Below are 18,289 nucleotides of genomic sequence, written 5' to 3'. Positions count from 1 at the left end.
TTTTTCCAACTTATATCCCCTGATTTCCAGTTTCTTTTTTGTAATTTAACTCATTCATCTTATTAATTTCTTGAGTCGCGGTAATATCTCGTTTTGTTGTATTTTGCCGATCAGCAATTTCTAACTTGGCCTGTAATTCAGCTAGTGAAAGCTTTTCTTTTAAAGCAAATTCGATCATGCTTTTTTCCCGCTGCATCTCTAGCTCTGCGGCTAATTTTTCACGATTGAAAGTCATCTGCTGCTCAAACTTTTGCTGCTCAAAGGCAAGCATTTGTTGTTTAATTTCAAGCTCGATGCTTGCACCATCAGGCTGTTCCTGGGCTTGTTGTTGACCTTGCTCCTGAAGCTTTTCTTCAGACTTTATAAACCGTTTACCATCACCATAACCCAGCGTAGAAAAAATCTCTTTTGCAACTTCATCTTCATCTATTTTTGCAGCAATAGTCGGTAAACTTGAAACACTACCTAACGCTATATTTAATTTTTCAATTTTCTGGGTTGGGGAAGTATTACCTAAGCCAACATTGACAGAAACAAGTAACTGTTGCTGTATAAGTTCATCAGTGATGTTCTCTTTGGCTACATCCGCATCATTTGCGGCTAAAGCCAGCAAGACTTCATCTGTTTCATAAAGCTGCTCTAACTGCACGATTTGCAGCAACACAGGTTCCACCCAGGTCTCAATAAAAATGCGCAACATCAGCTCTTGGATTGAATTCGCACCAGACGACATGAGGTTCATACCGCCAACAGTCTCATTCAGTGCTCTATTATTTTGAACACTGGACTGACTAAGATTACCCGCTAAGTCATCCATCTCAACGGCAAGCCGATCATGCTCTGCATAACTACTGCTTGTTATATCGGGCATCGAGTAGCTATGCACTTCTTCCCTAGGGTCACCTTTTGTGTAATGCACTGCGTTTGGTACATTAATTCTTGATGCGTCAAAACTGGCTCCCTGCTTAACAAACCATGGTCGGTTCATGACTTGCTTTACATTATCTAAGCGCTGATTTGCTACATCGTTGGTTTCTTCTTGCAGAGAACTTATGAGTGCATTTAATCCTGAAGGATATGATTTGTGTGCCTCAATATTGGCAGTACCAAATACATAAGGGCGACCATATGGGTATAAGTCTGTAAGTCTCACTGGTTGCGATAGCAATAAACTTGTACCGAGTGTCCAAAACGCATAATCAGTGCCACGCTTATTAATGATGTTAAACTGCACCCAAACTGTCGCATACTCATTAGCTAATTTTCTAATGCTTTCGAGTGCATGTAGGTCACCATCAGCTAAATTTTTGAGTATTTCATGTTTGTATGTACCAGCAGCTAATATTTCCTCAAGGCTGTATCTATTCCATTTTTTTTCGCCAGTCTTTGGATCATCCTCTTCCATGCGGGCAAGTACATCACCTGCCGACATTGATACTTGTTCGATTAAGAATGGACTGGTGTCTATTGGATTACGCCAATCGGCATCGGGTGAGAACCTAAAATTGTTTGGAGCAACTAAATCTATATAGGGCTGATCTTTGACAATCTTCTGTTTTTCAACTTTCCGCGTTAGTAAATCTCCTGAATCATCAAACTCAGGTATACCATACTCGTTTACAACGGGTTCATGCTCGACGTAGGTTTCATATTTTAAATACCATGTCTGCTTTGAAATACAGAAGCCATAATTATGACAGTTCTGGTATGCACCTAAGACTGTTTGAAACCATGGAATGCTGCGTTCAAGCCTGTATTGGACTAACGCTTTGTTCATTTTTGCTGAAGCTTGTTGGATAGGGTCTGAAGGATTCCAAGCTTTTGTATCAACTAAGTCATTATTTGTGAAAAGTGCGGCGGCGGCTGAAGCTTCATGACCTATCAATGCCGCTCGTGTTTTAGGTCGAAATGTTCTAGATCGCCATGCAAAAGCCTTTGAGTAATATTTGCTACCAGGTGCATGTTGGTTATTAAAGTGTGCTAACGCCTTTTGCCAACGATGAAAGATACCACTTTGGATATAGTCAGTACTTGCTGTATATGCTTGTTGTGCCAGTAAAATCCATTCGTTATTAGTACTGGATACTAATCGTAAACCTGTGTCTTGCTCGTTTTCAGAAGGTCGATCAAATCTCACCACGGTCAACTCCAAGCACTCGTCGAGTGACAGGGTTTTTCTTTAGGTTAAGCTCATCACCGTATGCATATCTTTGCCTTGATAACCTGAAGCGCTCTAGAAGCTCACCAGCGAACCGTTTCACTTTAGCCTTGAGATCATGCATTGTGGTGTTTATGTGGACAGCAAAGCCATGACTGGCTGAAATCTGGGGGTTAGATATGTATGCAATACCGCCTTCGACGTTTACTTGTACTAGCCAGCAGCGTTTAGGGTAATACTCAGTAAGTGTCTTCTGGATTTCTTTTACCACACGCTGCTCTTTAAGCGCGTTATGTAACTCATCAGGGTCAGTAATAATAAACGACGAGGACATGATTAATAATGCTCTTGAGGTATGTAGCTTGAGTTATTTCTAAGTTCTTTTGCTGCTATAGGGCGGTCAAATGTCATAGATAAAGCATCAGCATAATCAGGACTAAAACCTAACTCTTTTTTAATATCTTTCTTTTCTGGTAGTTTTAATTGGTTAGTATTGTAGTCATAGGAGTAAGTCATACAGCATAAGTGCTCTGTAAATTCTGGAATATCTGGTATATCTACTTCCAGATCAAACCACTTACTCATTCGATACCAGTTTTCAGCGCGTTTATTGAAGAATTTTTTAGGTTCATCTGCACTTTCGGAGCTTGTAACTTCAAAAACCTTTTCGCCAGCATCGACTAACTCATCAACAACACCAGCACCTATTCCAATGCCATCGACGAAAATAGCATCTGCTGCAAATCGTTTTCTTAGTGCTATTGTATGAGCTGTAGTTTGTGTGGTTCGCAACCCTGAGTGTGCTTCTACGTGAAGTATCTTTCTACCTTGCCGCACGATAATGACTGTTTTATCGTCGCCAAAACGTGCAGGATCAACGCCAATAACTACAGGTTGATGCTGAAAAACTTCTCCTAACAACGTTCTTTTTCTAGCTTTTAATACATTTCCACTGTTTATAAGCTCATTAGCTGCCTGTTTAGGAAACTCACCTTTGACACGAACTCTGAAGAAGTCAGAGTCTTCACCATAGTCCTCTTCCCACTCTTGTAGTTGTTCTTTATCCGTCATTTTACAAGTACGTGAATCTACTTGCCTGGTTGCCCATCGATGGCTGTATTTTGTGAAGCATTGACGAAAACGACCAGAGTTTCGAGTAGGATTTCCAAATACTAGCCAATGAGCACGCTTTGTTGTCATTGCGCCTTCTGCAACTTCCCAGATACAGTCAGGAATAGCACTGGCTTCGTCAAAGATCATTAAAACATGCTCAGCATGAAGCCCTGCAAATGCCTCTGAATTATTAATTGACCATGGTACAGCGTTAATTGCCCATGTTGATGGATAATTTACATGGTAATAGCGAGTTGCAGTCCATTGAAACCAATGAGAATTAATTGATCTATTATGCCATATAGACAGCTCTCGCCACGTTTTTGTATTTAGCTGGTTCTCTGTATTCGCAGTAATTACACCAGCGAGATGAGGTCGTGTGGACATTGCCCATTGTGCTATCCAAGCAACTTCAGCAGACTTACCAACCCCATGTCCACTTGATATAGCATCTCTAATACTAATTAAAGGATTATCTCTAATCGCAGCACCTATTTCTGACAACTGTTTTCTTTGCCATTTGTCAGGCCCATCTTCGTTTTCTAATGCTGTTCCTTTTTCACCCCATGGATATACATACATCACATGCCCCAATGGATCAGCATAAAATCCTGCTATATCAGAACGTAGTTGCGCTTCAAAATCTAAGCGCTGCATTTGATAATCAATCATTTTTACTATCTTTTTTTAAGTTTTCTAAGCGCTTACGAGCCTCTTCAAGTACGCTAAAATCAGCTTTTATTTCGCTTTTAGTCTTGAGTTTTATGGCCGCAAGATCGCCGTCCATTTTGTTAAGCTCTGCTATTGCCAAAATTGAGAAGTGAGGTTTTTCTGTTTCCTGGGCTTGCGCAATATTCCAAAGTACACGACGTTTATCTTCAGCCGAATAACGAATACTTTCTTGAATATCTTTCTGCTCTTGATCAACGGCCGCGCGAATATGTGGCTTGTTTAGGAGTCTATTGGCAGTAGTCGCCAATACTCTGTTGCTTCCCTTGTATCCCGCACTTTTGGCTGCCTGTAGCCCATTTCGGCCGTTTTCAAGATAGTGACTGATGAAGAGAGCTTGTTTACCTGATGGTGTCTTCAGTGTCATTTAGCTTTGGTATATAACGTCGCTCGGTTTTGTAGAAAGTGCGGCCAGAAAATTGGTAGGTGGGGTATTTGTTCGGGATATTATTTTCTAAACCAATTACCAGTGCTCGATAATTAGTTTTTCTGGACGTTTGAATAGCTTTTTTCATTGTACAACTTCACTCTTAGCTCTAAAATTCTATCAAGCTTGCTATTAGTTAGTTCATATCTGCTGTCCATTTTGCTACTCATTTGGTCAAATTTACTGTTCATTTGACTCATTTCATTTCGACGAAGTAGCTTATCTTCTCTTATTATGTCTTCAATATTTGAAATATTGGTTGTGTTTTTCGTTATTCGCGTTTCAACCCCTGTGCCCCAGGTGAATAACGCAATCACAACAGGTAAAACAGTAAGAAGATTTCCAATATTAAAAGTTTTATCTATGTGCCAACTATTATGGTTATGGTGACTGGTGTTATGCGGGGTTGTTGTAGAGGAAGAACATTGACTAGAATTGTGAGTAGCCATATTTATACATCATCAAATAGCCGCTTGTACTCGTTAAATGCAGCTCTACCAAAAAGACGTACAGCATAATAAATTAATGCACTTTTCCAGCTTGCTACATCAAGTGAGTTCATTGCGTCACGAAAGATAAGGTCTGCTTCTTTACGTGTCATCTCATCAGGCTGTCTGAAGTAAAGCCAGTCATGTAAGACGGCAGCCTCTAGATACTTACCATCACGGGGCAACAACATCCAGAAGATGCGGGGGATAGAAGCAAAATCAGTAATAAAATCAACGGGGACAGTAAGTAAGCCAAAATCTCGTTTAGTATCTTTGTAAGTTAACTCTTTTTGTACTTTCCATTGATTGGAAGTTGGCAAATGCTGCACTTCAAGTCTATTCAAAAACATCTTCAAAACTTCCTTTAGCACAGGCACATTCCTTCATTTTACGCAAAGTAGCTTTATCATTTTCACTTAAACTAGTTAGCTTTTCTCGCTTTTCATGTGCACCTGGATGGCTCAAACTAGATTTTTGTTCGTTCCCAGCAACTTGAAAAGATACGCTTTCTGCAATACGCATCAATTCGTGTACTTTGTTATGCAGAATAGTTAAACGTCTGGTGTAACATAATAAAGTTGGTGCTATATAATCTAGAGAGTCTTTGAACGGAAAAGGAATAACGTCATCTTCTGGAGCTTTGATATGTTCTTCGCACTCGTTTAATGAGTTGTATAAGACAAATGAAAGGCGCTCAGCCTCTTTTATTGATTCACTTAAACCATCTAGATGCTGGTTTACACTGTTCACTAGCGTCAAGTAGCTAGCCTTGAAATTCATATTATTGTGATCCTCGTAATTCATATTATTTCCTTGTTATGCCACCATGCAGTGACATTGAAGTTTGGACATGTTTTCTGTGGATTTAAGTCTTTGTGACCGCAGACTGTTGCATTAGGGTATTTACACTTCCAGTCTGTAAGCACTATTTCTAGTGTTTCAAACTGCTTTTTAGTGAATGAGTCCCGACCGATTAAACAAACACCTAAACTACGACTGTTATAGCCCTTAACATGCGCGCCAACCCAGTACTCAGGGCGACCATTCTCAATGCTACCATCACGTTTTATAACTTTGTGATAGCCGATTCCAGCCCATTTCCGCTGTAAGTGCCATTGATGGATATCTTTTGCTGAGTAGTTTTTGGAATTGGGCGAGTCAGAACAGTGAACAACTAAGTATTCAATATTCATATTTGCCTCAAAAAAAACCCGCTGAGGTAGCGGGATGGGAAGTTATTCGTTGGATAATTCAACGTTGATAAGCTAAATTGAACGCACCAAGCCTATCGTAGTTATATCGTACCGCAAAATTCCTGCCTGTGTCTAGTTTTTGTACAGGACCATAAAATAATTTATGTGTCGTATAAGATTTTTTACCTTTTGGCTAATACTAGCTAATATTGGCTATTTTGCTGTAGGCTATATGCATCAAGGGATAGGAGTGTTTAAGGCGTGCTATGTAAGCTGTAAATGGTAAAAATATACGCCAATATTAGCCAAATAATTATTATTATTTACCAGCTATACATATATCCTTTTGAGCAAGCATGACATACACCACCTGCTGTCTGATTTGTTGCTCTACAGCCACAATGGTTGCATCGTACTGAGTTATCATTGCTAGCAGCATACATCAATCCTCGTGAGCAACTATGACATACATTACCAGCAGTTTGATTTGTTGTTTTTGTACCGCAGAAGCTGCAACGTACTTCAATGCTCATGATTGGCCATCCTTGTCTTTGAAAGTTTTGGATTAAAATCTCATACACTTATTCTAACTCACCACACCTTTTTAATTCTTCTTCGAGAGCCATTCTAGCCTCTACACCTTTAGAGCCTTGCCATTCCGTCGCATCTTTGAGCGCTTCTATAGCTTCACTGGATGTCATATAAAGCTTAAGGCTTTGAACATCTTCACTTAAAAAATCAATATAAGCGTCAAACTCGTCCATAGATTCAGTTTTATACTTATCGTCTCCTTCCCAAAAATATAAAACTGTATCAGGAGTATACTTATCGATTAATTTACATAGAAAATTATACTCATACCCTTCCGCCTCTTCTCTCGAAGCTACATCATATTGTTCCATCAGCTCTTTTAGCGTTAAGCGCTCATAAACAAGACGGTCTTTTGCAGAGGCATACTTACGCAGTATATTTAAAAAATGATCTTCATCAATATAAGAAAAGCATTCAGGTTTACTCATCGGTGGAATTGAAACGATATAAATCATTATTTTTCTCCTTTTCTATACAGCTCAACAACAAAGGCTCCGTCTTTTTCTATTTCTTCTGCTTCTTCTTTTGCCTGTATATCTGGGTCATAGCTTGGCTTTATCTCATGCGAAAAGTATGCGTTATATTTAACCTCTCCTTCACTGTAGTCCTCATGCTCTTTTTTCCATTGCTTCATCACTTCAACTGCTTCATCTTCAGTTGTAGCACGTCCTACAGACATACAATCACTATCTGCTGAATCTACTACCAAGTACCTATGTTTGTTCATTTCCGTTGTCCTTTGCTTAAAACTATTCCATTGTTTGGCCCGTCTTAATAAACACTCTACGGCTAGTGCTGTTTGCTTCTGTATTACTTGCCTTCCGTGCACTATGTTATTCACTTGTTTGCTTGATAAACCAATTTGCTTGGCTAGCTCAGCTTGAGTCAATTTGAGCATCAAGAGTGCTGTTGCAAACTCCTCTGACGTCATTTTATTACCCTGCTTGTTTCTACACCTTTATATTAGAAATAATTTCCTACCATGTAAAGAAATTATTTCCTATTTTTTAGACTATAAAGTCAATTAAAACCCCTTGATAATCTGAAATTTTCAGATTATATTTACAACATATTCAGAGCAGACCATTGGAGGGTATAAAAATGAAAACAATCAAAAGAGTTATATCTGATAGTGATATTAGAGGCGTTCGATTTGCAGTTTCTGAATGCAAAATAAGGAGCTGTAAATATAATTTAGTAGCTGTACGCAATGATTACTTTAATAAAACAGATATACACTTCGAGTCGTGGCTTACAGGTAAAGTTAAAATCTCATCTAAATGCGGTATAGAAATCTCATTTAACTGGATTGCTATCGCTGATAACCCTAAGAAACCCTTTATTTTTCATATAAAAGGAAATCATTTAAATACTGCTTTGGACATCAATGTATTAATTACTGATCGATACGGGGATAAGCTAGAAGGTGATGACTTTCATGAGTTGATTGAAGAGTTACTATATGATGCTGGGATGGATGACTGTATTGATAGCTTAGCACCAACAACTGAAGATGAGTTTAAGAACTTAATGAGTAGATTTTCATGTGACGAGTATATAGATTATACTGGCGACCGCGTATTAGCGTGTTAAGGCATCAAGTGAACCGCTGCATAAGCGGATTAGACCCTGCTAGGGTCTTGGTTATCTTTCATTAGGAGATGAGCTATGTCTACTAGCATTATTAGTGATGTTCTTAACGCAGAAATAACAACTCTTGGCGATCTTCGTGCAATTGTTGGTGACAGGGTTATTGAAGTTGATGATGGCCCTTATTCCGCTGATACAGATGAGTTTAAGCTGATGATCATCCATGGCATTTTGAATGAGAATGCTGATGAAGATGACTCTTACGATATTAGTGGAGGTAATGATTACATTATAGGCTTAAGTGCTAATGAGAAAACTGAGTTTATCATAGGTGATTTTGTTGCTGGGAACGATGGTGTAAGAATATCTAGCTTGCAAGATGCCATTAATATTGGTGATTGGTGGGATTCAGACTGGAATCAAAAGATGGATTTTACAGCGGAAGAACAGGAGCGAATTGAACAAGCTTCAATAGTCTTTGATTCCGATATAGCTCTTGGGGGCTGGTCTGTAGCTTTATATCACGATAATAATGGGTACTTCTTAAGTAAAGAATATGTAGGGCTGCCTCATGGAATAGCGCCAAGGGTTGTCTTTCGCTCTATGTCTGAAAACGAATACAAAGAGTTTTCTAAAGAAGCTGAGAGTCTGTCAGGCAATAATGCAGCTATTACAGACTTACTTTTGAACTGCTACTAAATTCTTACCTTTCCCACCATATACAAAGTGTGCTGCTTATTTAGCTGGCACACTTTTTTAGGAAATAATTATGATTGGAACTCATGGCACAAAAACCTTGAATGCTCGTGTAAAGCAAGAGTCTATACGCTCAAACATAATAGGTAACATCCCTGAATATTATGTTTGCTCTAAAAATTTAACTATGCGTCAAAAGCTGTGGTCTTTACCAACAAATAGTGCATTTATCGCGAAATTTCGTGATGAGATTGAAACATTTGATGCTGAAGCCGCAGGTAGTCATTTGCCTGACATACAAGACGGCTACGTTAAGCAACTTATTTTGCCTTTGAAAAATTGGCAAAATGGTGAGTATATTCTTACAAGTCCAGTGCCTAGCTGTGGAGTGTTGTATGAGATTTTTTGCCGCTTGAAAGAGCAAAAGCTACCTTTTTCAACATGGTATATACAGCCAAACTTTAGAGCTTGCAGTAATCACGGAGACTTGATGAATAAGCAAGGTGGGGCTGTAAAGCTATTAACTCGCTCATTCATGGAGTCTAAAGAAAGTAACTGGACTGGAAGTTTTGTTCACTTATCAGCAGATATTTCTGATATGAATGTTTCAAGCGGTATGGTTTCAGTCGGCTTTCCAGCTATCACAGCGATCGGAGGTCTAGTACATACTCTAGAGCGTGAAACAGGTTTTAATATTGACTTCGCTATTGGTTTTAGCAGTCTACGTCATCATTTAACCTACAAAAAAGGTGGCGCTACCGCACGAAAACTCCCTAGCAGTACACCTATAACACAGGTTTATTCTGATGAAGTTGTAGGGCAAGGGAAATTACACTTGTTACTACGCGGTGAGTGTTTAAATGCTATTGCCACTGCATTAGCTAAAGTTCAGCGTGTTGCAGGTGGTGTATTGTTTCATGAAACTATTCAGATAGTTAAAGATGGTCATGCGCCAGTTGCCACTTACTTGACTGATGCTTGCAATCAAAAATTTGAAAGCAATGACAGTAACAGCGAAAAAGATGCTCTTGATAATGCTTTGGCGCTTTATGGTCAAAATGGTAGCTGGAAACATTGCACTGAAACTGATGCAGTTTATTGGGACCAAAAAGACTATAGGTATACTCTTAACCATGTTGGCTACGCTCTGCTAGAGACGCCAAGGGATAAAAATAATCTAAGATGCGACTATAAACACGCTTGGTCAGAGCCTGTATTTGGTGTAATTCGACAGTCAAAAGCTATAGAAGCGATGTTTTGGAGACGTATAAGTAGAAGCTGGGGGGTATATTGGACTAGTTGCAAATAACTAATAAAACAAATATACAGTAATCATTTCTGTATTGACCATCGTGTATAAATTTGTAAGTCTTAGGTTGTACAATTATTTACTGCCGAATAGGTAGTCTAGAAATAGTTAAGTTATGTTTTAACTGCCGAATAGGCAGCCTAAAAAAAGCCCACTTGATGGGCTTTTTTTTATTGTCATAAAGACTTTTTAAGGCCATCCTCTATATGCCACACCCAGCCAGGGTATTTCCCTGTTCGCTTCCAATGACTAATACCATCTTCTGACAGTCCAAGCGCTTTAGCAAAGCCTCGTTGTGTTAAACTCAATCTATCCAGCATTGCTTCAAACTTATAACGAAGCTCTTCATCAGCATACTTGTCAGCAAATGCAACTACATCATCAAGTGTTTCACACTTCTCAAGCACTTGGAGGACGCTATCTGACACTGGCACACTTACAAGCCATAAGCCGTTAGTTGGGTCTTGTAGTAGCCTCAATCCGTACTTTGCTAAATGCTCAGCCACTTCAACTACTTTGCTGTTTTCTGTATCCATTGGTGTCCATTCACTTGTTGTCTGGTCTCCTATGGTATCATTATACAAAAAAAATGAGGGGGAAACCCTCATTAATTCTTTAGCAATGCTTATCAACGCGTGCCTACAGTCTTTATCTGTGTAAAAAGGTATGCAGGCCAACTTAGCGTATATGTTAGTTAGTGATGTTTTTTTAATCACATCTATTGTCAATCCCATGCTTTTTAATATAACTATCTGCTGCACTTCTTGATAGAACTACTGTTGTATTTCGATCTTTCTTATGAATTACAAAGTAGTTTCTATGCTTTGTTCGGCCTAGCCCAACAATAAGGGTATTGTTTGTATTGACGGCAGTTAGTCCTCGACTTCTAGCAAAGCGGGACTCATTAGCATTATTCTCAGCCTCCATAATCTTGAAGTGAGATTCGGTTAAGTCATCTTCATCATCTAAACATGTAGCTTTAATAATGCTGCCAGTACTTGAGTTAAAATCACCATCCCAGTTACCAGCTATTATTATTTTACCTGTTCCAGTTTCAATATCTCCTTTAACATTTCCGTAAATAATTATTGTACCTGTGCTCGTTTGTACTTTTCCTTCTACATCCTTACAAATTGTAGTATTAAACCACTCTGTACACTCAAGCTTGTTTTTTAGGTAACTTTTTATTGCATCAAGTAGCTTATGTATTACCATCTTTTGAAACTTCTCACAGATATCAGAAAGGTATAGGAACTCCAAACCACGCACACGGACCATCTTCTGTGTCATAAATGGCAAGCAAGATAGCATCTTCATCTGGAGGTGTCGGATTCCATGGTGAACAATCATCAAGGTCTCCTTCAAACCAGCTATCTACAAACATCTTATCTGCATCACCATCCATCATAACAACATGACGGTCTAAACAGTGTTCTTGAAACCACTTATTAATAACATCTGTTGGTGTACTTTCCCTCCAGTCTGGTAAATTAGGATGGTAAAAAAACCCTTTTTCTCTTACTATCTCCACAGGTTTTATTTCTTTGTACATGCATTGCATATTCTCTACGGTATCAACTAAATACCCAGCTTCAGGCTCTCTTTCATTGATAGTATAAATTGGGTTATCACCTTCATCCGATGGCGATTTTTTAAAGAAAGGTTTTGCAATGCTAGTTTCGTAGTCTGATAAGTAAAAAAAGAACTCATTTTCGTGGTTGACTAACTCGCCATCAAAGTGTCTTAGTAAGACTTGGTTAGAACCAAATGCTCCACGACCTTTCCTAATTTGCACACAATACCCTATTCCTCGATCCAAGCTAGGTTCGAAAGCACATATTACAAAGCTACCCCATGAAGGAGTGACTGTACCACTTAGCTCATACTCAGACCGACTTTTTATTAAAGCTTTTATTTTATTGAATGCTGTATTTTTATTCATTCATTTAGCTCTAGTCTACATAGTAATAATATCGCCTGATTTTGTAGTGACTGTATTACCAACATTCCCACAGCCCCAGAAACTGTAGTTACAGAACCATGGACATCATGGCAGTTTACATCGCCCGAGACTGTTTTAATTGATCCAAGAACTTTTCCAGCAGATACTGAGCCACCAACAGTTTCTATGCTTTCAACTTCTCCTTCTATGTGGACAGTAATCGTTTTACCAAACTCAACATCCTGCAATTCACCATCAATGAATAAATTATTATCACTAATAACGACGCTATTTCCAGAATACTGACAGTTATTTATAACTATACTTCCAGAGTTTCCTTGAATGCTTAAGCTTTTATTCTTCATAATAAAACCTACATAAGTTTTTATACGCTTCATTTATCCAAGTTATATTTTTAAGTATTTCTAGTCTTAAACGAGCACCATCAATTTCATCAATATTTATATCTTCACCGAGGCACCACTTTTCAAATGTACTTTGCATCTTTTCCAGTAATACAGAAAACCCTCCTCCCTTAAGAGTTATTTTTGCGAAACAAATAGCTTGATCTTCTGTAAGCATAGGGGCTGTTACTTCTAAGCCCTCTATGCATCCAAGCCAAAAACCGCTCTTACCTTGATATGCCGTTACTTCTAATTCTATTTTTCTCATAGACTGTTACTGCTAACTCTTGAATTACCTGCTTTTTGCTTCAGTAATCAGTGGCAATTTTTATAACTTGCGTCTAATTCTTCTTCTTTTTTATCTACTGCATCAATATATTCCTGTCCGTTTCTAGCGCATAGTATGATTGCTACATTTGCTTTTTTATCCTCACTCAATAATTGTATTTTCATTTTTTCAGCACCACGTTTATACATTTCAGTTAGCAAATCATCTAAACTCTTTTTAAAAAAATCTCTTATATCAAGCTCATCAGATATAATTCTCATAGTATTAGCCTCCAATTTTTGCTAAATCAATTTGTTCTAGGACTTCTTTACCTTGAACAGCTTCTCTTTTGGCAACGATTATATTCTTATTAATCAATAAGTTAGCTGTTTCAACAGATATAACGTTATGCTTTGATGCTCCTGGAGCTGCAAACCCATCTAAGTTGCTTTGATAAGCAAGAGGCTGCTTTTCAGTTAATAAAATGGCAATTGCTTCAGCTTCAGGTAAAGAAATTTTATCCATAACATCACCTTATGATATTGAATTTATTATATATTTAGGCTATTTTTTTTATTTTTTGTAGATCTCTTTTAAATATCTTATCTCTAAGTATTTTTATTTCTATGGGAGCACCAAAATAAAAATAGAACTCTTTCATGTTATATCTTTTATTTCTTTTATAATATAACGTTACACCACAAAACTCGGTCTTAACGCCCTCTCTTAAAACTAGATACACTGGATTCTTATCAATCATTACTGTTTCTAAAACGGCTGTATTAGTATCAACATTTACTCCTTTTAATTTTATATAACCAATATCTAAAAAATGGACAATATCAAATACCTTGACTGATAAAACAAGCATAAAAAAATTCCTTGTAATGATTTAATATTGTTTAGCGCAAAGGCGTTACATTAAAATCCAACGTTGGTTGTTTTGGGTCATCTACCAGTAAATCACCATCACCTGTAGGATAAAACTGGATATTTTTAGGTTTAAGTTCAGGCACTTTCAAAGTGATGCTAGGATTGAGTTCTATCTTCGCGTTATTAACTGGCTTTATCTTCAACTTAAGTGTTAACTCGCAACTAACAGCATCTGCCATTGCTTTTTTTACGGCTTTTGTTAACTTCTCAGTAAGCTCGTCGTCTAACTCACCTTGGTTAATTTGAGCAATGTGAGCACTGAATCGTGTGATGCTATCAGACATTTTGCTTACCTTTACTACTATTACGGCTACTGAAATTACGACTTAAAACTTCGTTAAGTTTGCTTGATATATCATCAGATAAGCCAATTTTTTTGGCTATAATAGACTTTAAAAAAACAGTAGTGCACGGAAGCTCTTTTGCTATTAAATCTAAATTTTTTTTAGAGTGTATAGCTACCTCTTTGAGCCGTCTTAACACCTTCTTTTTCGTCATTTACTACACCCGTTATAACTATCAAATTATTTAAATTAACAGGATGAGCTACCCCTTTTACAAAAACAACATGATCATCTGATCTAAGCGTATACGCTTTGTCAGTGGTTTGTGTCTGCATTGATGCTTTTGGGTTATTGCGTGACGGAATGTACAAAACACTTGTGCCTGGCACATAAATATTATTCCACTCTTCACTTGTATATTTGCTGAAAACTAAATCTAGTTGTGGTAACATATTTTTTCTCGTAAGGTAGTTTTAATAGCTGAGTTATTTACTCAGCTTATTTTTTTTACTTCTTTTTTTCTTTCTAATTCAAGCTGATCAATAATTTCAGAAAGAAGATTCTCTTTTTCGAGTAGTTTAAAGTAGTGCTCTAAGCCACGCTCAGTCTGTTGTGATAGATTTTCTTCACATTGCATATAAGACCTGCGAGCTTTTCTTATTAAATTTATCAGGTCTCGCTGTAACTCTCGTCTTGCCTTGATTTTCACTCTCGTTATTGAATTTGGGGTTGGATAATGCAACTGGCTTGTAATTTCTTTCACAGCTTCCCTCACACACATAGCCTACTACGACTAAGCCAATAGATGATTTTGTATATAATTCAGTTTTTTTATCTTGATTAGAGAATGGTGTTTTACATAAACAGCAACATTGAACACTTGAATCCTTTTCCATCTTTTTTACTCCGTTTCGTTCATTCCAGTGACTATATTTATACTCCTAATCAGCAACAAAGTTAACCTTTTTTGTTAGCAAAAAGTTAACTATGAACTAAATTCATCCAAAAATTCACTTTTTGTTAACCTTTTGCTCTATTATGCTAAATAATTTATCCAAAAGCTGATCTTGCCAGTAGCGTGTTAGCTGCTTACTGATTGAGTTTATTCGCTGATATGTTGTGCTCTGCGGAGTTTTAAACTGTTTACTAATCGCAATGACTGTTCTTTTGTTAATTGAAGGGCTAATTGCAGCAGCCATATAAAATGCAAGCTCAAACTCATTAAGTTTGAATTTAGATAGCTTAATGAGTAACCAGGCTGGTGGGGGCTTAAGCAAGCAAGCCTTTTCTACAAGACTCAAGCTTGCATCATAGCGAGCTTTGCAAAAATTAAACTCTGTACGATTTAAGTTTTGCTTGAGCTGATCAAGCACATACTTATCAGCAAGCAACTTATCAAAGAACGTATAGTCTTGATCAGTTCTGCATGAGACTTCTGACTTGAGGAAAGCGCTAGTACATGGATAACCAGACGAAGTATTGAAAGCACAAGTTAACGCATGGTCAACATTGTAATACGGTAAATCAATACCAAAGTGGGTATACGTTGCTGTATCTATACATTCTTTCATCATAATTAACTTGACCATACTGCTCATTGCACTGCTCTGTCGGGACTACTGTTATTACTCCTCCATTTTTCAAAAACATCTGGGTATCTACTTTTATCTTTGTACGCCAGTTGTTTCGTATGTCCTCAGATACGCCACTGGCAAGTGTTGTTGTATATTGTTTTGTATTGTCCATGCTCTTAAGTCCTCTGGCATACAGTTATACCAATGATCAACGCTGAGTAACTGCTTAAGTGCTTCTGATGACCACTCAGCAAGATACTTCAGCCGTAACCTATCAACTTTTTCTACTCCACCGATTGCTGATTCACCCGACTGGTGTTGTGCTGAGTGATGTTCATGGCAGAGAGGTATAGCTGAGTACTCAGGCTTAATTCCAACACCCGCTCCATTTGCAACTCTTCTGACGTGTGCCGCCTCAGATGGCGCTTTTCGCTTGCAAATAGCACAGGGCTGTTGTCGTAACCATGCTAAAAACGCCTTATCACTACCAATAGCTTTCCAAACTGCAGGGGTTCTAAAAAAAAATGATTTATGCAGTATTTCTGCATTCTTTGAAAATGGGCCATTACTGACCGCTTCTATTGTCTTGCCTTGGGCATAAGACCTTGTAGCCTCTTCACTCAATCGAGCAGCAGCACCGATTGAGTCAACTGAAAAGTACTTCGCTACTGTTGCCAGGTCGTCATGAGGGAACTCTACTAAGACTCGCGGTGTACCATCCGCCATGGTTTGCAGTCTTTTTACAGCAAATACTAGTGCTGGAGGCTCATCAAAGTGCATGTTTTTCTCTCCACTTCGCTAAGTGCTGCACAAATACTTCTCGTCCCTTGGATTGAGTAATATTATTCGCACGCATATATTCAGCTAGTTTCTGCTCTGACTGAGCTTTAGCATTTTGATAAAGGGTTTCTCTGCTGAAGTCTTCAATGGCGTCACTCACTGATGGGTTAAAATTACCCGTCATGAGATTATTTTTTAGGCTTTCATAGGCATAATTGAAACGACGCTTTAATGCGTTTGCATCAACGGCATGACCACGTAGCTCATACCAGCCTACTTTTTTCCCCGCCAAGTAAACAATCTCATGAGACCACTTGTGTTCAGTAGGGTTATCAGCATGAAGGCAAGCTTCCTCGTATGCATCAGCTACATTTGGTAACCCTACACACCCTGCTTCAATGCAAAGTTTACGAAACTGTGGAAGTGTTGGTGGCCAGACTGTTTCCAGCTTAATACAACGCTCAAATCCAGCAGCTAACTGTTGCTGGGTTAAACCATTAAGGCCATTAAGCCATGTGTCGTTTTTGTCTACGACTCCAAATTGACTACTCCATTTTTGACCATATGAGTCAACCATTCGCACAAATAATTCAGAGATATCAGCCCGCGTTAATGTATTTGTGCTTTGCTGATAACGATGTTGGTGTTTTTTATTAGAAATTGCTTGAACAACCAATTCTCTACCTGTCTTCATAACACTGTCCTTGATACTGCTGGCTTTGCAAGCGTTGCCTATTTTCTTCCATAGCCTGATCAACAAGTGATTGTTTCGTTTTTGTTAAACCGCCTTGAGGGATGGCCCACGGTTCTAAAAATGCTTTATTTGGCCCTAAAAATGTTGCTAACTGTTTTGTAAACTCTGTATTTATAAGACACTTGAAGTCTAAATATTTTTTATACCGGATTAAACCTGCAAGAATTTCTTCATGGGTGTGCCCTTCTCTACGCCTTGCACAGTAAGCTTTGTAAGCCTTGTGCTTGGGATCATCCCCCAGCCGCCTGGGACGTAATTTCCATAACTCTTCAAATTCGTCTGAATATTTTTTTCGCCTCTTATTCTTTTTGATTAACTTTTGTTCTACACTTTTTGAACTTGTGTTAATTGGGTTATATATATTGTTTAATATAGTATTATTACTATTAACTATATTATCTTTATGTAGGTGTCGCTGTGACACTACCTTATCTGGCGGGGCTTCCAGCGGTGCGCAGCCCTGTAAGCTGTATGATTCAGGTAGTGTACTTGTGGCACTAGGTGGTGTATTTACACCACGGGGTAGTGTATTTGCGTCACTGGGTGGTGAATTCTTGATACTAGGTTCACTACTATTTTTTTGAGCATCAAGCATAGCTACATAATGATAATAATCATTAGCTGCTTGGTTTTTTTCATTACTGTAGTAGGGTCTTTCAGGGAAATGACTGCTTTCTTCTACAAACTTAAGCCAGTATTGATTTACTTTTGGCTCTCCAGTTTCTTTTTTCCTTTTCAGTTTTACCAGAAAATCTTTTTCAACAAGCTCTCCAATATTATTAATAACTGTTTTTCTCGAACATCGAGAGAGCTTAACAAGTGTGTTGTATGAAATTTCGACAACGTTAGCCGCTGATACAAAATCAGCCATTAGAAGTAAGAGTAACTTTTGTGTGGCGGTAATATGTAGACGCTTCACTGCGTTGGTAGCTTCACTGCTCATTACCCGCTTTACCTTCTTTTTAGTTGAAAAGTTGCTTGAAGTAAGCGTTAATTAACTTAAACAGATAATAATTAACCATTTGTTAAGCTTTGTTAATGTTTTGCTTAACAATG

General features: G+C 38.1%; 28 protein-coding genes. 3 read left to right on the top strand and 25 right to left on the bottom strand.

Going from position 1 to position 18,289, the window contains the following annotated elements:
- Positions 1–10: 10 nt before the first annotated feature.
- The 10 genes from KHS79_RS23910 to KHS79_RS23865 form a co-directional block, all read right to left on the bottom strand.
- The gene (locus KHS79_RS23910; protein WP_212722711.1) at positions 11–2,137 is read right to left on the bottom strand and encodes a portal protein; all 2,127 of its coding nucleotides are present in this window, start codon (positions 2,135–2,137) and stop codon (positions 11–13) included.
- Positions 2,127–2,492 (bottom strand): hypothetical protein, encoded by a 366-nt coding sequence (locus KHS79_RS23905; protein WP_212722710.1) that lies wholly within the window; start codon positions 2,490–2,492, stop codon positions 2,127–2,129. Before KHS79_RS23905 ends, KHS79_RS23910 begins: the two co-directional genes overlap by 11 nt.
- Before the next feature lie 2 nt (positions 2,493–2,494).
- The gene (locus KHS79_RS23900; RefSeq protein WP_212722709.1) at positions 2,495–3,943 is read right to left on the bottom strand and encodes a terminase; all 1,449 of its coding nucleotides are present in this window, start codon (positions 3,941–3,943) and stop codon (positions 2,495–2,497) included.
- Complete coding sequence (locus KHS79_RS23895; RefSeq protein WP_212722708.1) at positions 3,936–4,367, bottom strand: terminase small subunit; 432 nt, start codon at positions 4,365–4,367, stop codon at positions 3,936–3,938. The genes KHS79_RS23900 and KHS79_RS23895 overlap by 8 nt, the downstream gene beginning before the upstream one ends.
- 113 nt (positions 4,368–4,480) lie before the next feature.
- Positions 4,481–4,876, bottom strand: a complete 396-nt coding sequence (locus KHS79_RS23890) for a hypothetical protein (RefSeq protein ID WP_212722707.1) — start codon at positions 4,874–4,876, stop codon at positions 4,481–4,483.
- 2 nt (positions 4,877–4,878) lie between these two features.
- Positions 4,879–5,265, bottom strand: a complete 387-nt coding sequence (locus KHS79_RS23885; RefSeq protein ID WP_212722706.1) for a DUF1353 domain-containing protein — start codon at positions 5,263–5,265, stop codon at positions 4,879–4,881.
- Entirely contained in the window at positions 5,252–5,719 is a 468-nt protein-coding gene (locus tag KHS79_RS23880; RefSeq protein WP_212722705.1) for a hypothetical protein, read from the bottom strand. The genes KHS79_RS23885 and KHS79_RS23880 overlap by 14 nt, the downstream gene beginning before the upstream one ends.
- The gene (locus KHS79_RS23875; RefSeq protein ID WP_212722704.1) at positions 5,716–6,108 is read right to left on the bottom strand and encodes an N-acetylmuramoyl-L-alanine amidase; all 393 of its coding nucleotides are present in this window, start codon (positions 6,106–6,108) and stop codon (positions 5,716–5,718) included. The genes KHS79_RS23880 and KHS79_RS23875 overlap by 4 nt, the downstream gene beginning before the upstream one ends.
- Before the next feature lie 581 nt (positions 6,109–6,689).
- Positions 6,690–7,154 carry a hypothetical protein gene (locus tag KHS79_RS23870; RefSeq protein ID WP_212722703.1) on the bottom strand — a complete coding sequence of 155 codons (465 nt, stop codon included), beginning with the start codon at positions 7,152–7,154 and terminating at the stop codon, positions 6,690–6,692.
- Positions 7,154–7,630 (bottom strand): helix-turn-helix domain-containing protein, encoded by a 477-nt coding sequence (locus tag KHS79_RS23865; RefSeq protein WP_212722702.1) that lies wholly within the window; start codon positions 7,628–7,630, stop codon positions 7,154–7,156. The genes KHS79_RS23870 and KHS79_RS23865 overlap by 1 nt, the downstream gene beginning before the upstream one ends.
- A 170-nt stretch (positions 7,631–7,800) precedes the next feature.
- On the opposite strand from KHS79_RS23865, the gene KHS79_RS23860 reads away from it, so the two are divergent.
- The 3 genes from KHS79_RS23860 to KHS79_RS23850 all read left to right on the top strand — a co-directional run bounded on the left by KHS79_RS23860 (position 7,801) and on the right by KHS79_RS23850 (position 10,294).
- A complete protein-coding gene (locus KHS79_RS23860; protein ID WP_212722701.1) occupies positions 7,801–8,292 on the top strand; it encodes a hypothetical protein in 492 nt (163 codons plus the stop codon).
- 75 nt (positions 8,293–8,367) lie between these two features.
- The gene (locus KHS79_RS23855; protein WP_212722700.1) at positions 8,368–8,988 is read left to right on the top strand and encodes a hypothetical protein; all 621 of its coding nucleotides are present in this window, start codon (positions 8,368–8,370) and stop codon (positions 8,986–8,988) included.
- 70 nt (positions 8,989–9,058) lie between these two features.
- Positions 9,059–10,294, top strand: coding sequence for a hypothetical protein (locus tag KHS79_RS23850; RefSeq protein WP_212722699.1), 1,236 nt, complete (start codon positions 9,059–9,061; stop codon positions 10,292–10,294).
- Between the two features lie 176 nt (positions 10,295–10,470).
- On the opposite strand, the gene KHS79_RS23845 is transcribed toward KHS79_RS23850, so the two are convergent.
- From KHS79_RS23845 to KHS79_RS23775, 15 genes are all read right to left on the bottom strand, one after another.
- Complete coding sequence (locus KHS79_RS23845) at positions 10,471–10,830, bottom strand: helix-turn-helix domain-containing protein (RefSeq protein WP_212722698.1); 360 nt, start codon at positions 10,828–10,830, stop codon at positions 10,471–10,473.
- A gap of 172 nt (positions 10,831–11,002) precedes the next feature.
- Positions 11,003–11,563: a hypothetical protein gene (locus KHS79_RS23840; RefSeq protein WP_212722697.1), complete on the bottom strand. Its 561-nt coding sequence runs from the start codon at positions 11,561–11,563 to the stop codon at positions 11,003–11,005.
- Positions 11,532–12,089: a hypothetical protein gene (locus KHS79_RS23835; protein WP_212722696.1), complete on the bottom strand. Its 558-nt coding sequence runs from the start codon at positions 12,087–12,089 to the stop codon at positions 11,532–11,534. The genes KHS79_RS23840 and KHS79_RS23835 overlap by 32 nt, the downstream gene beginning before the upstream one ends.
- A 143-nt stretch (positions 12,090–12,232) precedes the next feature.
- A complete protein-coding gene (locus KHS79_RS23830) occupies positions 12,233–12,601 on the bottom strand; it encodes a hypothetical protein (protein WP_212722695.1) in 369 nt (122 codons plus the stop codon).
- On the bottom strand, positions 12,591–12,908 hold the full coding sequence (locus KHS79_RS23825; RefSeq protein WP_212722694.1) for a hypothetical protein: 318 nt from the start codon (positions 12,906–12,908) through the stop codon (positions 12,591–12,593). The genes KHS79_RS23830 and KHS79_RS23825 overlap by 11 nt, the downstream gene beginning before the upstream one ends.
- Before the next feature lie 47 nt (positions 12,909–12,955).
- Positions 12,956–13,189, bottom strand: a complete 234-nt coding sequence (locus tag KHS79_RS23820; RefSeq protein ID WP_212722693.1) for a hypothetical protein — start codon at positions 13,187–13,189, stop codon at positions 12,956–12,958.
- Between the two features lie 4 nt (positions 13,190–13,193).
- Entirely contained in the window at positions 13,194–13,433 is a 240-nt protein-coding gene (locus KHS79_RS23815; RefSeq protein ID WP_212722692.1) for a hypothetical protein, read from the bottom strand.
- 34 nt (positions 13,434–13,467) lie between these two features.
- Positions 13,468–13,779 carry a hypothetical protein gene (locus KHS79_RS23810; RefSeq protein ID WP_212722691.1) on the bottom strand — a complete coding sequence of 104 codons (312 nt, stop codon included), beginning with the start codon at positions 13,777–13,779 and terminating at the stop codon, positions 13,468–13,470.
- A gap of 31 nt (positions 13,780–13,810) precedes the next feature.
- The gene (locus KHS79_RS23805; RefSeq protein ID WP_212722690.1) at positions 13,811–14,125 is read right to left on the bottom strand and encodes a hypothetical protein; all 315 of its coding nucleotides are present in this window, start codon (positions 14,123–14,125) and stop codon (positions 13,811–13,813) included.
- 161 nt (positions 14,126–14,286) lie between these two features.
- Positions 14,287–14,577, bottom strand: a complete 291-nt coding sequence (locus KHS79_RS23800) for a hypothetical protein (protein ID WP_212722689.1) — start codon at positions 14,575–14,577, stop codon at positions 14,287–14,289.
- Positions 14,578–14,618: 41 nt separating this feature from the next.
- Complete coding sequence (locus KHS79_RS23795; protein WP_212722688.1) at positions 14,619–14,888, bottom strand: hypothetical protein; 270 nt, start codon at positions 14,886–14,888, stop codon at positions 14,619–14,621.
- Between the two features lie 247 nt (positions 14,889–15,135).
- The gene (locus KHS79_RS23790; protein ID WP_212722687.1) at positions 15,136–15,723 is read right to left on the bottom strand and encodes a hypothetical protein; all 588 of its coding nucleotides are present in this window, start codon (positions 15,721–15,723) and stop codon (positions 15,136–15,138) included.
- 66 nt (positions 15,724–15,789) lie between these two features.
- Positions 15,790–16,479 carry a DUF968 domain-containing protein gene (locus KHS79_RS23785; protein WP_212722686.1) on the bottom strand — a complete coding sequence of 230 codons (690 nt, stop codon included), beginning with the start codon at positions 16,477–16,479 and terminating at the stop codon, positions 15,790–15,792.
- Complete coding sequence (locus KHS79_RS23780) at positions 16,469–17,173, bottom strand: replication protein P (protein ID WP_212722685.1); 705 nt, start codon at positions 17,171–17,173, stop codon at positions 16,469–16,471. Before KHS79_RS23780 ends, KHS79_RS23785 begins: the two co-directional genes overlap by 11 nt.
- Positions 17,160–18,176: a helix-turn-helix domain-containing protein gene (locus tag KHS79_RS23775; protein ID WP_212722684.1), complete on the bottom strand. Its 1,017-nt coding sequence runs from the start codon at positions 18,174–18,176 to the stop codon at positions 17,160–17,162. Before KHS79_RS23775 ends, KHS79_RS23780 begins: the two co-directional genes overlap by 14 nt.
- Positions 18,177–18,289: the final 113 nt, after the last annotated feature.

The sequence above is a fragment of the Zooshikella ganghwensis genome, from assembly GCF_018263875.1.
GTDB lineage: Bacteria > Pseudomonadota > Gammaproteobacteria > Pseudomonadales > Zooshikellaceae > Zooshikella > Zooshikella ganghwensis.
This window is presented reverse-complemented; position numbering and strand designations above follow the sequence as displayed.

What these genes read in the sequence shown, in the direction of transcription:
- KHS79_RS23905 (WP_212722710.1), bottom strand. Translation starts at nt 2,492, where the DNA reads ATGTCCTCGTCGTTTATTATTACTGACCCTGATGAGTTACATAACGCG.
- KHS79_RS23900 (WP_212722709.1), bottom strand. Translation starts at nt 3,943, where the DNA reads ATGATTGATTATCAAATGCAGCGCTTAGATTTTGAAGCGCAACTACGT.
- KHS79_RS23895 (WP_212722708.1), bottom strand. Translation starts at nt 4,367, where the DNA reads ATGACACTGAAGACACCATCAGGTAAACAAGCTCTCTTCATCAGTCAC.
- KHS79_RS23890 (WP_212722707.1), bottom strand. Translation starts at nt 4,876, where the DNA reads ATGGCTACTCACAATTCTAGTCAATGTTCTTCCTCTACAACAACCCCG.
- KHS79_RS23885 (WP_212722706.1), bottom strand. Translation starts at nt 5,265, where the DNA reads ATGTTTTTGAATAGACTTGAAGTGCAGCATTTGCCAACTTCCAATCAA.
- KHS79_RS23880 (WP_212722705.1), bottom strand. Translation starts at nt 5,719, where the DNA reads ATGAATTACGAGGATCACAATAATATGAATTTCAAGGCTAGCTACTTG.
- KHS79_RS23875 (WP_212722704.1), bottom strand. Translation starts at nt 6,108, where the DNA reads ATGAATATTGAATACTTAGTTGTTCACTGTTCTGACTCGCCCAATTCC.
- KHS79_RS23870 (WP_212722703.1), bottom strand. Translation starts at nt 7,154, where the DNA reads ATGATTTATATCGTTTCAATTCCACCGATGAGTAAACCTGAATGCTTT.
- KHS79_RS23865 (WP_212722702.1), bottom strand. Translation starts at nt 7,630, where the DNA reads ATGACGTCAGAGGAGTTTGCAACAGCACTCTTGATGCTCAAATTGACT.
- KHS79_RS23860 (WP_212722701.1), top strand. Translation starts at nt 7,801, where the DNA reads ATGAAAACAATCAAAAGAGTTATATCTGATAGTGATATTAGAGGCGTT.
- KHS79_RS23855 (WP_212722700.1), top strand. Translation starts at nt 8,368, where the DNA reads ATGTCTACTAGCATTATTAGTGATGTTCTTAACGCAGAAATAACAACT.
- KHS79_RS23850 (WP_212722699.1), top strand. Translation starts at nt 9,059, where the DNA reads ATGATTGGAACTCATGGCACAAAAACCTTGAATGCTCGTGTAAAGCAA.
- KHS79_RS23845 (WP_212722698.1), bottom strand. Translation starts at nt 10,830, where the DNA reads ATGGATACAGAAAACAGCAAAGTAGTTGAAGTGGCTGAGCATTTAGCA.
- KHS79_RS23830 (WP_212722695.1), bottom strand. Translation starts at nt 12,601, where the DNA reads ATGAAGAATAAAAGCTTAAGCATTCAAGGAAACTCTGGAAGTATAGTT.
- KHS79_RS23825 (WP_212722694.1), bottom strand. Translation starts at nt 12,908, where the DNA reads ATGAGAAAAATAGAATTAGAAGTAACGGCATATCAAGGTAAGAGCGGT.
- KHS79_RS23820 (WP_212722693.1), bottom strand. Translation starts at nt 13,189, where the DNA reads ATGAGAATTATATCTGATGAGCTTGATATAAGAGATTTTTTTAAAAAG.
- KHS79_RS23815 (WP_212722692.1), bottom strand. Translation starts at nt 13,433, where the DNA reads ATGGATAAAATTTCTTTACCTGAAGCTGAAGCAATTGCCATTTTATTA.
- KHS79_RS23810 (WP_212722691.1), bottom strand. Translation starts at nt 13,779, where the DNA reads ATGCTTGTTTTATCAGTCAAGGTATTTGATATTGTCCATTTTTTAGAT.
- KHS79_RS23805 (WP_212722690.1), bottom strand. Translation starts at nt 14,125, where the DNA reads ATGTCTGATAGCATCACACGATTCAGTGCTCACATTGCTCAAATTAAC.
- KHS79_RS23800 (WP_212722689.1), bottom strand. Translation starts at nt 14,577, where the DNA reads ATGTTACCACAACTAGATTTAGTTTTCAGCAAATATACAAGTGAAGAG.
- KHS79_RS23790 (WP_212722687.1), bottom strand. Translation starts at nt 15,723, where the DNA reads ATGAGCAGTATGGTCAAGTTAATTATGATGAAAGAATGTATAGATACA.
- KHS79_RS23785 (WP_212722686.1), bottom strand. Translation starts at nt 16,479, where the DNA reads ATGCACTTTGATGAGCCTCCAGCACTAGTATTTGCTGTAAAAAGACTG.
- KHS79_RS23780 (WP_212722685.1), bottom strand. Translation starts at nt 17,173, where the DNA reads ATGAAGACAGGTAGAGAATTGGTTGTTCAAGCAATTTCTAATAAAAAA.
- KHS79_RS23775 (WP_212722684.1), bottom strand. Translation starts at nt 18,176, where the DNA reads ATGAGCAGTGAAGCTACCAACGCAGTGAAGCGTCTACATATTACCGCC.